General features: G+C 69.6%; 9 protein-coding genes. 7 read left to right on the forward strand and 2 right to left on the reverse strand.

Going from position 1 to position 11,350, the window contains the following annotated elements; all coding sequences use genetic code 11:
• The first annotated feature begins 25 nt into the window (after window positions 1-25).
• From thiE to F1193_RS05515, 3 genes are all read left to right on the forward strand, one after another.
• A complete protein-coding gene (gene thiE, locus F1193_RS05505) occupies window positions 26-679 on the forward strand; it encodes a thiamine phosphate synthase (RefSeq protein WP_150096683.1) in 654 nt (217 codons plus the stop codon).
• Entirely contained in the window at window positions 676-1,473 is a 798-nt protein-coding gene (gene thiD, locus F1193_RS05510) for a bifunctional hydroxymethylpyrimidine kinase/phosphomethylpyrimidine kinase (RefSeq protein WP_150096684.1), read from the forward strand. The genes thiE and thiD overlap by 4 nt, the downstream gene beginning before the upstream one ends.
• Before the next feature lie 138 nt (window positions 1,474-1,611).
• Window positions 1,612-2,226, forward strand: a complete 615-nt coding sequence (locus F1193_RS05515) for a helix-turn-helix domain-containing protein (protein ID WP_150096685.1) — start codon at window positions 1,612-1,614, stop codon at window positions 2,224-2,226.
• Window positions 2,227-2,595: 369 nt separating this feature from the next.
• On the opposite strand, the gene F1193_RS05520 is transcribed toward F1193_RS05515, so the two are convergent.
• Window positions 2,596-3,261, reverse strand: coding sequence for a TetR/AcrR family transcriptional regulator (locus F1193_RS05520; RefSeq protein ID WP_170263400.1), 666 nt, complete (start codon window positions 3,259-3,261; stop codon window positions 2,596-2,598).
• A 531-nt stretch (window positions 3,262-3,792) separates the two neighbouring features.
• Between F1193_RS05520 and F1193_RS05525 the strand changes: the two genes are divergently transcribed.
• Window positions 3,793-4,881: an efflux RND transporter periplasmic adaptor subunit gene (locus F1193_RS05525; RefSeq protein ID WP_170263403.1), complete on the forward strand. Its 1,089-nt coding sequence runs from the start codon at window positions 3,793-3,795 to the stop codon at window positions 4,879-4,881.
• A gap of 7 nt (window positions 4,882-4,888) precedes the next feature.
• On the forward strand, window positions 4,889-8,038 hold the full coding sequence (locus tag F1193_RS05530) for an efflux RND transporter permease subunit (RefSeq protein ID WP_150096688.1): 3,150 nt from the start codon (window positions 4,889-4,891) through the stop codon (window positions 8,036-8,038).
• A 78-nt stretch (window positions 8,039-8,116) separates the two neighbouring features.
• Here F1193_RS05530 and F1193_RS05535 read toward each other — a convergent pair whose 3' ends face one another.
• Window positions 8,117-8,980, reverse strand: a complete 864-nt coding sequence (locus F1193_RS05535; RefSeq protein ID WP_150096689.1) for a fumarylacetoacetate hydrolase family protein — start codon at window positions 8,978-8,980, stop codon at window positions 8,117-8,119.
• Between the two features lie 268 nt (window positions 8,981-9,248).
• Here F1193_RS05535 and F1193_RS05540 point away from each other — a divergent pair, with 268 nt between their 5' ends.
• Together F1193_RS05540 and F1193_RS05545 are read left to right on the forward strand one after the other, a co-directional pair.
• Window positions 9,249-10,058: a UDP-2,3-diacylglucosamine diphosphatase gene (locus F1193_RS05540; protein ID WP_150096690.1), complete on the forward strand. Its 810-nt coding sequence runs from the start codon at window positions 9,249-9,251 to the stop codon at window positions 10,056-10,058.
• Window positions 10,059-10,318: 260 nt separating this feature from the next.
• Window positions 10,319-11,347 (forward strand): glycosyltransferase family 4 protein, encoded by a 1,029-nt coding sequence (locus F1193_RS05545; protein ID WP_150096691.1) that lies wholly within the window; start codon window positions 10,319-10,321, stop codon window positions 11,345-11,347.
• The last annotated feature ends 3 nt before the right edge of the window (window positions 11,348-11,350 follow it).

An 11,350-nucleotide genomic window follows, 5' to 3' on the forward strand; every position in this document is an offset into this window, starting at 1 on the left:
GGATCCCGGCAATGAGAGACCCGGCATGAGGTTCGATCTCTCCGTCTACGTCCTCATCGACCCCGACCAGGCCTGTGGCCACGACCCGGTGGCGCTGGCGCGCGCCGCGGCGGCGGGCGGGGCGACGCTGATCCAGCTTCGCGACAAGCGCGGCGCCATTCGCCCGGCGATCGAGCTGGCCCGGGCGCTGACGGCGGCGCTGGCGCCGCTGGGCGTGCCGCTCTTGGTCAATGACCGGGTGGACGTGGCGATGGCGGCCGGCGCCGATGGCGTCCATCTCGGCCAGGACGACATGGACCCGGCGACGGCGCGCCGCCTGCTCGGCCCGCGCGCCATCATCGGCCAGAGCGTCAAGACCGCCGCGCACGCCGCCGCCCTGCCGCTGGGCGCCGTCGACTACGCGGCGGTGGGCGGCGTGTTCGCCACTCTCAGCAAGCACAATCCCGAGCCGCCTTTGGGGCTTGCCGGCCTTGCTGAGCGCATCGCCGGCCTCAGGGCGCGCAAGGCCGGTCTGCCGGTCGTGGCGATCGCCGGGATCGATGCCGCCAATGCCGGCGACGTCATCCGCGCCGGCGCCGACGGCGTGGCGGTGATCTCGGCGGTGGCGAAGGCCGCCGATCCGGCGGTGGCGGTCGCGGCGATCCGCCGGGCAATCGAAGAGGCGCGGGGGGCGCGATGACCGCGATCGCCGTCACCATTGCGGGCTCGGATTCCGGCGGCGGCGCCGGCATCCAGGCCGATCTCAAGACGTTCTCGGCGCTGGGCGTGTTCGGCGCCAGCGTCATCACCGCGCTGACCGCCCAGAATACGCTGGGCGTGCAGGGCATTTTCGACGTGCCGGCCGATTTCGTCACCGCCCAGATCGACAGCGTGTTCGCCGATCTCGCGGTCGGCGCGGTGAAGATCGGCATGCTGTCGCGCCCCGAGACCATCGCCGCGGTGGCGGCCGGGCTCGACCGCTGGCAGGCGGCAAACGTCGTGCTCGACCCGGTGATGGTGGCGACCTCGGGCGATCGGCTGATCACGCCCGAGGCGATCGAGGCCCTGAAGAGCCAGCTCCTGCCGCGGGCGCTGGTGGCGACGCCCAACCTGCACGAGGCAGCCGCCCTGCTCGGCGCGGCCGTGGCGGCCGACGAGGCGGCGATGGCGGCGCAGGGGCAGGCGATTTTGGCGATGGGGCCGCGCGCGGTGCTGATCAAGGGCGGCCATTTCGCCGGGCCCGACGCCGTCGACCTGCTCGTCGAGCCCGGCCGCATCGTCCGGCTGGCGCGGCCGCGGGTGGCGACCGCCAACACCCACGGCACCGGCTGCACGCTGTCCTCGGCGATCGCCGCCGGCCTCGCCAAGGGGCTGGCGCTCGACGCGGCGGTCGTGGCCGCCAAGGACTATGTGACGGAGGCGATCGCCGCCGGCGACCGGCTGGCCATCGGCCGCGGCCGCGGGCCGACGCACCATTTTCATGCGTGGTGGTGAGGGCATCAAGCGGTTGGTTGCGCCGCAGCGGCCCGCCCGCTAGAGCATTCTCCGCACAAGTGGGAACCGGTTTTGCGAAAGAGAATGCGGCAAAACAAGAACCTGTGGCGTGGTCTGGGCCGGGCCGGGGGATGAGACATGCCGGGACGAGGTGCTTTCCGCACGGGGCTTGACGAGGGCGCGCAGCAGCTCACCGGCCAGCTCGGCAAGACCGTCCAGCGCCTGCGCAAGGCCTACAACCTGTCGCTGTCCGACCTCGCCGAGCAGTCCGGCGTCGCCAAGTCGATCATCAGCCAGATCGAGCGCAACGAGACCAACCCGACGCTCGCCACCATCTGGCGGCTGTCGCAGGCGCTCGACGTGTCGATCGAGCGCTTTCTCGCCTCCTCCGAGGAGCAGCCCTTCATCGAGACGCTGAGCCGGGGCGACACGCCGCTCCTGGTGTCCGAGGACGGCAAGGTGCGGCTCGCCATCATCGGCTGGATCAAGACCGTCGAATGGCTGCAGTGGTACGACCTCGTCGCCGAGCCGAGCGGCGTGCTGGAATCGGACGGCCACCAGCGCGGCTCGGTCGAATGCCTGTCGGTGATCTCGGGCGTCATGGAGGTGGAGATCGGCGACGTGGTCGAGCGCGCCGGCCCCGGCGAGACGCTGCGCTACCGCTGCGACCGCCGCCACGTGGTGCGCAATGCCGGGTCGGAGCCGGCCCACGCCACCATGGTGTGCATCCTCAAGGCGGCGGTGATGGAATAATACGGTTTCCGGCTGATCAAGCCTTCGAGCCGTATTCCGATCGCCGAAAATCCCGTTATCGAACAAGGGATTTTCGACGAGACCGTTTCCGGTATCCCGAAGGGATCAACCGGAAACCGTATAAGGGGCCTCCTCGTCGTCCCGGCCGAGCGTCAGCGAGAGCCGGGATCGTGAGGGGATTTCGCGCTTCTTCTTGTCTACGGTCCCAGGTCGCGCGGCTTTCGCCGCTTGCCCGGGATGACGAGTTATACGGTTTCCGGTTGATCCCTTCGGGATACCGGAAACGGTCTCGCCGAAAAATCCTTGAACCGACGAGGATTTTTCGGCGACCGGAATACGAAACTCCGGCCTGATCGGCCGGATTTCGTATCACCCCGCCGGAATGCGCGCCGGGTCGCCGCCCAGGCCCCGCACCACCAGCCGCAGCATCTGGTCGAGGTCGCCCTCCTCGCGCTCGCGCAGGCACTGCTCGATGAGCTGCGGGTGGAAGAACGCCGCGAAGGCGCCGAACGCCGGCTTGGCGCTGGCGGCGGCGTCGGGGGCGAACTCGCCGCGGCTTGCGCCCTCGGCCAGGATGGTGCCGACGATGGCGACGAACGCATCGATATAGTCCTGCACCACGCGCCAGTTCTCATCCATCGCCACCGCCACCATGTCGTGCATCTTGCGGTCGTCGAGGAACAGCGCGCAGCTCTGGACGTGGACGGTGCGCACGACGCTGGCGAGCCTTGCGGTCGCCGGCTCCGGGCGGGCGGCAATGGCGCGGGCGGTCACCAGCAGGCGGTTGACGAGGCTTGCCGCCACCTCCTCATTGATCGCGCCCTTGGAGGGGAAGAAGCGGTAGACATTGGCCGGCGACATGCCGAGTTCGCGGGCGATGTCGGCCACCGTGGTCTTCTGGTAGCCATAGAGCCGGAACAGCCGCTCGGCGGTCTCGACGATGCGGGCGCGGGTGTCACGCGCCTCGGGCGTGTCGCCGCCCGAGCGCAGCGGCGCGCTTTGGTCGTCGTCACGCGATGCAACGGATCGGCCCACGGCCAACCTCCTCCTGCGGTCCCAGGCGGACCGACTCCCCTCTTCCCTCTCCCCTTGCGGGAGAGGGTGGCGAGACCGAGCAAGGCGAGGTCGAGCCGGGTGAGGGGTTTCTTCAAGCCCACTCGATGTCACCCCTCACCCGCCTCGCGATCTAGAGCATTCTCCGCAAAAGTGGATACCGGTTTTGCGGAAGAGAATGCGACAACTCAAGAGCTTCGATCGCTCGGCACCCTCTCCCGCAAGGGGAGAGGGAAGGAAGGCGGCTCCCGGCACGCCACGTTCGCGCACCCAGCCTTCGGAAACCGTCTCGCCCGACACTCTGCTGAGCGCCCGAAAGGGCGTCAACGCAGGATCGGCATGGTGCAGCGACCTGTCCCATATATGAGCAGTGACGGTTATTGACAATCGTCAGTTATCATATAGATTGCCGGGCCGATGAGGGAGCGCTCTGTCATGCCGCCGTGCCGGATCCCCGCAAAGCCCCCGCTCCAGAGGCCCCCGCTCCGGACGCTTTCGTGCCTTGCGAAGCTCATGCCCTGGCTGGCGCCCGCCGTCGCGATTGGTTTTGCGTTCGCGACGGCCGGCTGCACCGACGGCAAGGCCAAGCAGACGGCCGAGCCGCCGCGCACCGTGCGGGTCGAGGCCGTCCAGCTCGTGCCGCTGCAATCCGCCCTCACCCTCACCGGCACGGTGCGCGCCCGCCACGAGACGCCGATGGCGTTCCGCGTGCCCGGCAAGATCGCCGAGCGCCGGGTCGATGCCGGCGCGCGAGTTGCGGCCGGCGCGGTGCTGGCCCGCCTGGAGGCCGAGGACTACCGGCTGGCGCTGCGCGCCGCCGAGGCCGATGTGCGCGCCGCCGAGGCCGAGATGGAGCGTGCCACCGCCCAGGAGGTGCGCTCCCGCGATCTTGCCGCCAAGGGTCACGCCTCGCAGGCCGCGCTCGATCAGGCGGTGACCACCGCCCGCGCCGCCCGCGAGCGGCTCGACGCGGCGAACAGCCAGCGCGAGATCGCCGCCAACCGGCTGGCCTATACCGATCTCAAGGCCGAGGCCGACGGCGTGGTGATGAGCGTCGCCGCCGAGCCCGGGCAGGTGGTGGCCGAGGGCCGGGCCGTCCTGACGCTCGCCACCGGCACCGCCCGCGAGGCGGTGGTCGCGGTGCCCGAAAGCCGCCTGCCGGCGCTCGGCACGGGCGAGGCCCTGGTGACGTTCTGGGCGATGCCGGGCCGCACGGTTTCGGCCCGCCTGCGCGAGCTGTCGCCCGAGGCCGACCCGGTGACCCGAACCTTCCTCGCTCGCTTTGCGCTCGACGCGGCCGGCGACGGCCTGCCGCTCGGCATCACCGCGCAGGTGGCCGTCACCCCGGCGCCGACGCCGCAGGGCGGCCCCGAGATCGCCGAGGTCGCGTCGACCGCCGTGTGGTGGCGCGGCGACCAGGCGATGGTGTGGGTGGCCGACGAGGCCAAGGGACGTCTTGTCGAGCGCGAGGTGTCGATCGAACGGCTGGGCGCCGAGCGCGCCGCCGTGCGCGGCGATCTCAGGCCGGGCGACAAGGTGGTGGTGCTCGGCGTCCACCGGCTCGACGCCACGATGCCGATCCGCATCTCCGAGCTGAACTGAGATCCGCATGTCCCGCTTCAACCTGTCGGCCTGGGCGGTGCGCCATCAGGCGCTGGTGCTGTTCTTCATCGTCGTGCTGGCGGCGACCGGCGCGTGGTCCTACACCAAGCTCGGCCGCAACGAGGATCCGAGCTTCACCGTCAAGGTGATGGTGGTCACCGCGGTGTGGCCGGGCGCCACCGCCGACGAGATGAACCGGCAGGTCGCCGATCCCATCGAGCGGCGGCTGCAGACGCTGGCTTCGCTCGACTACGTCAAGACCTACACCCGCCCCGGCTTCGTGGCGCTGCAGGTGGTGCTGCGCGACGACACGCCGCCCGCCGATGTCGGCGAGCTGTGGTACCAGGTGCGCAAGAAGGTCGGCGACATCAAGGGCGACCTGCCGGCCGGCGTGATCGGCCCGTCCTTCAACGACGAATATTCCGACGTCTATATCGCGGTGTTCACGCTCATCGCGCCGGAGGCCAAGGAGGCCGATCTCGTCGCGGCCGCCGAGCGCGCGCGCATGGGCCTCTTGCGCGTGCCCGATGTCGAGAAGGTCGAGCTGATCGGCGAGCAGGCGCGGCGCATCTTCGTCGACATCTCCAACGCCAAGCTGGCCCAGCTCGGCCTCACCCCCCAGACGATCATCGAGGCGCTGTCGCGCCAGAATGCGGTGGTGCCGGCCGGATTCTACGACACCAGAAGCGAGCGCGTGACGCTTCGCGTCACCGGCGCGCTGGAAGGCGTGGAGGCGGTGAAGGCGGTGCCGGTGGCGGCGAACGGCCGCGCGCTGCGGCTGGGCGACATCGCCGAGGTGTCGGCGGGTCTTGAGGATCCGCCGAGCTTTCGCGTGCGCAAGACCGGCGAGCGGGCGCTGGGGCTCGCAGTGGCGATGAAGACGGGCGCCAACGTCATCGCGCTCGGCGAGCACCTGGCGGCGGCGGCGGACGCGCTGCGGCGCGAACTGCCGGTGGGCTTCGATCTGTCGCAGGTCACCAACCAGGCCGAGGTGGTCGAGGAGGCGATCTCCGAATTCCTGTTCAAGTTCGCCGTCGCGGTGTCGATCGTCCTCGTCGTGTCGTTTCTGTCGCTGGGCTTTCGCACCGGCGTCATCGTCGCGCTTGCCGTGCCGCTGACGCTGGCCGGCACCTTCACCGCCATGCTCGCCTTCGGCATCGATCTGCAGCGCGTGTCGCTCGGCGCGCTGATCCTGGCGCTGGGCCTTTTGGTCGACGACGCCATCATCGCCATCGAGATGATGGTGGTGAAGATCGAGCAGGGCTGGGAGCGCGCGAAGGCCGCAACCTTCGCCTGGGAGTCGACCGCGTTCCCGATGCTGTTCGGCACGCTGGTCACCGCGGCGGGCTTCCTGCCGGTGGGCCTGGCGGCCTCCTCCACCGGCGAATATGCCGGCGGCATCTTCAAGGTGATCGCGATCGCGCTGATCATCTCGTGGTTCGTGGCGGTGATCTTCACGCCGTTCCTCGGCTTGCACCTGCTGCCGAAATCGCTGGAGGCGAAGGCGAAGCGGTTCGGCCATGACGAGCACGCGATCTACCAGACGCCGGCCTACGAGCGGCTGCGCCGCATCATCCGCCTGGCGATGCGCCGCAAGCGCATGGTGGTGGCGGCGACGCTGCTGCTGCTGGTCGGCGCGGGCATCGGCTTGAAGCTGTTGCCGCAGCAGTTCTTCCCGTCCTCGACGCGCCCCGAGCTGCTGGCCGAACTGCGCGGCCCGGAGGGCGCCTCGTTCGCGCTGGCCGACGCCGAGGCGCGACGGATCGAGGCGCTGATCGCCGACGATCCGGATGTCGCGTGGTACACCACCTTCATCGGTGCCGGCGCGCCGCGCTTCTTCCTCGCCTTCAATCCGACGCTGCCCAATCCCAATTACGCGCTGGTGCTGATCCAGACCCGGGACGAGGCGGCCCGCGAGCGCGTGCACGCCAAGCTGCTGCAGCAGGCCGGGCAGGCGGAGGGCGCGGCGACGCTGCGGGTCAGCCGGCTCGAGCTCGGCCCGCCGGTCGGCTATCCGGTGCAGTTCCGCGTCTCCGGCACCGAGCTTGCCGACATCCGCCGCACCGCCGAGGATCTGCGCAACGTCATGCGCGCCGACCGCCGCACCCGCGACGTCGATCTCGATTGGGGCGAGCGCGCCAAGACCATCGAGCTGAAGGTCGACCAGGATCGCGCCCGGCTGCTCGGGCTCGACACCAGCGACGTGGCGCTGGCGCTGCAGATGCTGCTGTCGGGCTATGAGGCGACGCAGGTGCGCGAGGGCACGCGGCAGGTCTCGGTGATGCTGCGCGCCGCCCCCGAGGACCGGACGGCGCTCGAGCGCATCGACGATCTCGTGGTGGCCTCGCGCGACGGCCGGGCGATCCCGGTGAGCCAGGTGGCCCGCGTCGTCTACGGCGCCGAGGATCCCATCATCTGGAAGCGCAATCGCGAAATGGTGCTGACCGTGCGGGCCGACGTCGCGCCCGGCGTGCAGGGGCCGGACGTCACCGCCGATCTCCTCAAGCGGCTGCCGGCCGAGATGAAGCCGCTGCCGCCCGGCGTGCGCATCGAAGCGGGCGGCGCCTATGAGGAGAGCGCCCGCGCCAATGATGCGCTGTTTGCGGTGTTCCCGCTGATGGTCGTCGCCATGCTGGTGCTGATCATGATCCAGGTGCAGAGCTTCTCGCGCACCGTGCTGGTGTTCGTCACCTTCCCGCTCGGGCTGATCGGCGCGGTGGGCGCGCTGATGATCGCCCGCGAGCCGTTCGGCTTCGTCGCCATTCTCGGCGTCATCGCGCTGGGCGGCATGATCATGCGCAACACGCTGATCCTGGTCGACCAGATCGACCAGGATCTGGCGAACGGCTCAAGCATGAGCGAGGCGATCCTGGAGGCGACGGTGCGGCGCGCCCGCCCAGTGGTGCTGACCGCGCTCGCCGCGGTGCTGGCCTTCATCCCGCTCACCACCAACGTGTTCTGGGGGCCGATGGCCTACGCCATGATCGGCGGCCTGACCATGGCGACGGTGCTGACGCTGGTGTTCCTGCCGGCGTTCGCGGCGCTGTGGTTCAAGGTGGGCGATCCAAGGGTGGAAGGATGTGATCGCCGGCACGTCGTCCCGGACGGCGCGGGCTGTGAAGCAGCCGGCGCCGAGCCGGGACCGTACGCAGGATAGAACCGAGAACGTCGGGCGATCCCGGGTCGCGCGGCTTCGCCGCTTGCCCGGGACGACGCGGCGACAGGGCCCCTCACCTCACGCGCACGCCACCACCTTCTGGCACTGCATGCCGAGCCCCTGGATGCCGAGCGAGATGACGTCGCCGGGCCGCAGATATTTCGGCGGCTTCTTGGCCATGCCGACGCCGGGCGGCGTGCCGGTGGTGATGACGTCGCCGGGCTCCAGCACCATGAAGTGGCTGATGTGGGAGATCAGCGCCGCGACGCCGAACACCATGGTGCGGGTCGAGCCGGTCTGCATGCGCTCGCCATTGACGTCGAGCCACATGTCGAGGTTCTGCACGTCCTTGATCTCGTCGGGGGTGACGAGCCACGGCCCGAGCGGGCCGAAGGTCTCGCAGCCCTTGCCCTTCATCCACTGGCCCGACCGCTCGGTCTGGAAGCTGCGCTCGGAGACGTCGTTGCAGATGCAGAAGCCGGCGACGAACTTCAGCGCGTCCTTCTCGTCGACGTAGCGCGCCTTGGCGCCGATGACGACGGCGAGCTCGACCTCCCAGTCGGTCTTCTTGGAGTCCTTGGGGATCATCACGTCGTCGTCGGGGCCGTTGATGCAGGAGGGCGCCTTGTTGAACAGGATCGGCTCCTTCGGCACCTCGGCGTGCGTCTCGGCGGCGTGGTCGGCATAGTTCAGCCCGACGCCGATGAAGTTGCGGGTGCCGCCGACGCAGGCGCCGATGCGCGCGCGGCTCGACACCTTGGGCAGCTTCTCCGGATTGACCTTTCGGAGCTTGGCGAGGTTGCGCGGCGCCAGCGCCGCCCCGGCGAGATCCGCCACGCCCGTCAGATCCTCCAGCACGCCGGAGAGATCGCGGATGGTGCCGTCGGGCGCGACAAGACCAGGCTTCTCGCGGCCGCGCGGGCCGTGGCGGCAGAGCTTCATGATGGGAACCAAGTCGTTGAGGGCGGCGGGGCCGCGAGCAGCCCGATCTTGCGTCGCCCATCCCGGGCGTGCAAGTTCGAGCCGAGGAAGGCGTGACAATTCGGTCGCATCTGTTGCTCTGATGCAACGTTCCGGGCCAAGCATTCTATTTGCGCGCCGACGGCGGCGGACTGCTGCGATGCAGCGGCGTCATAATTCCGTGATGTGAGTCACGCTATGTGTCCGCAGATCAGGCTCCGGCGACGGAGCACGGGGTGCGTGAGACACCATGGCAGACGCGCGGCACTTCCGGTCGCTGTTCATCTCCGATGTCCATCTCGGGACCAAGGGATGCCAGGCGGACCTGCTTCTCGATTTCATCCGCCACCACGATGCCGACACCATCTACCTGGTCGGCGACATCATCGATGGCTGGCGGCTGCGCGGCGGCTGGTACTGGCCGCAGGCGCACAATGACGTCGTCCAGAAGCTGCTGCGCAAGGGGCGCAAGGGCGCCCGCATCATCTATTTGCCGGGCAACCACGACGAGTTCCTGCGCGACTATTACGGCACGCATTTCGGCGGCATCGAGGTGCAGGAGACCGCGATCCACGAGACGGCCGACGGCAAGCGCTATCTGGTCATCCATGGCGACGTGTTCGACATGGTGGTGCGGCACGCCCGCTGGCTCGCCCTGCTCGGCGACTGGGCCTATGTCTTCGCACTCGGTGTCAACACCTATGTCAACCGCGTGCGCCGCCTGTTCGGCCTCAATTATTGGTCGCTGTCGCAGTGGGCGAAGCTGAAGGTCAAGAACGCGGTCAACTACATCGGCGAGTTCGAGACCACGCTGGCCGGCGAGGCCGAGCGCCATCAGGTCGACGGCGTGATCTGCGGTCATATCCACCATGCGGCGATCACCGACCAGCATGGCACGCACTACATCAATTGCGGCGACTGGGTCGAAAGCTGCACGGCGGTGGCCGAGCATGCGGATGGCCGGTTCGAGATCATCACCTGGACGACGCGGGCGGAGGCGTCGGCCGAGCCGGACGAGGAAGCCGAGACCGATGCGGCGCCGGCGCGGGCTGCCGCCTAGTGTCCTGCCCGGTCGTGTCTTGCCCGGTGGTGTCCTGCCCGGTCGGATGCAGCAGGCCGAAGGCCGCAGCCGACCGGATGAGCTGCGGCACCAACGAAGGACGCCAGTGCACGGTTGCGATCTGCGTGTGCATCGTCTGATTGGTTTCGTGCCCGCGCCTGCGGCGCACGCGGACCGGAATGACGCAGGCGCATCGGGTTGACCACGGCATCGGCGTCAGCCACACCGGAGCCGGCGAGTCGGATGCGAGGGGCGGCCCGATGAAGATCTTGGTTGCGACGGATGCGTGGCAACCGCAGCGCAACGGCGTCGTTCGGGCCCTCCAACAGACCAGCGCCGCCGCAGCCCGGTTGGGCGTCACCTTCGAGTTCCTGACACCGCAGGAATTCTCCACGGTTCCGCTGCCCTTCTATCCCGAGATCCCGTTGTCCTTGGCGCGGCCGTCGTCGGTGGCGCGGCGCATCCGGGACTCGGGCGCCGACCACGTCCACGTCACCACCGAGGGGCCGCTCGGCTTTCTCGCCCGCGCCGCCTGCCTGGAGGCGGGACGGCCGTTCACCACCAGCTATCTCACCAAGTTTCCCGAATACATCGCCGCCCGCGCCCCGGTGCCGCAGGGCCTCACCTATGCCGCGCTGCGCTGGTTCCACAATGCCGGCGGCGGGGTGATGGTGGTCACCGCGAGCTTCGAGCGCGACCTGCAGGCGCGCGGCTTCCGCAATGTCATGCGCTGGACCCGCGGCGTCGACGCCGATCTGTTCCGGCCGCGCCCCGGCGCCGACCTCGGCCTCAAGCGCCCGGTGTTCCTCTATGTCGGGCGCGTCGCGGTCGAGAAGAACGTCGAGGCCTTCCTCGATCTCGATCTGCCGGGCTCGAAGCTGGTGGTGGGCGACGGGCCCTCGCGCACGGCGCTGGAGCGGCGCTATCCCGAGGTGAGGTTCGTCGGCGCCAAGGACGGCGAGGAGCTGGCGGCGCACTATGCCTGCGCCGACGTGCTGGTGTTCCCGAGCCGCACCGACGTGTTCGGCAATGTCATGCTGGAGGCCCTGGCCGCCGGGGTTCCGGTCGCCGCCTTTCCGGTGCCCGGTCCGCTCGACGCCATCGGCGACGCGCCGGTCGGCGTGCTGGACGAGGATCTGCGGCGCGCCTGCCTCGCGGCGCTGGACATCCCGCGCCAGCGCTGCCGCGACTATGCGCTGGCCCATAGCTGGGAGGCCAGCGCCCGGCTGTTCATCGGCAATGTCGAGAAGGTGGCCGGCCGGAACGGCCGGATCGCCGCGCCGGCGTGATAT

The sequence above is a fragment of the Blastochloris sulfoviridis genome (genome assembly GCF_008630065.1).
Lineage (GTDB): Bacteria > Pseudomonadota > Alphaproteobacteria > Rhizobiales > Xanthobacteraceae > Blastochloris > Blastochloris sulfoviridis.